Source organism: Ferrovum myxofaciens (assembly GCF_000735045.1).
Classification (GTDB): domain Bacteria; phylum Pseudomonadota; class Gammaproteobacteria; order Burkholderiales; family Ferrovaceae; genus Ferrovum; species Ferrovum myxofaciens.
Genome location: NZ_JPOQ01000584.1, coordinates 1 through 438 on the forward strand (window position 1 = coordinate 1; position 438 = coordinate 438).

Genomic DNA, 438 nt, shown 5'->3' on the forward strand with positions numbered 1-438 from the left:
CTGGGTCAGTTGAATCAGGGTGACCTGAGGCTTTACCACCTTGTCCACTTCGCGACTGAGACCGTACAAAAACGCCAGCACCATCATCCCTTCCAAAAATGCGGCTAATGCAGCCGCTCGAGGCATGTTCATTGCTTTTTCCATCAATGGGCCTCCTCCGTTGCATGGGCAGCCAGACCGATCTGGGCAATCCCGGCCTGACGACAGGCATCCATCACCTTCATCATGGACTGGAGCGAGGTGGTTTTTTCGCCTGCAATGGTTACCACCACCTTGTCCGGATCCCCTTGTGCCTTGAGTCGCACCGTCAGGGCCTCGGCCGTCAACTTCTGACCCTCCACGGTAATATCCCCCTCGTCATCCACATTCACCAGTACCTTGGGGGGCTCCAGAGCCGTGGTGGTGGAACTCTTGGGCATTTTGGATGCTACACCGGTG

At 56.6% G+C, this 438-nt stretch carries 1 protein-coding gene; it reads right to left on the bottom strand.

Features of this window, described 5'->3' with window-relative positions; genetic code table 11:
* Positions 1-143: 143 nt before the first annotated feature.
* A partial coding sequence (locus IV91_RS0115220; protein WP_031599624.1) for an ExbD/TolR family protein occupies positions 144-438 on the bottom strand: 295 nt, incomplete at its 5' end.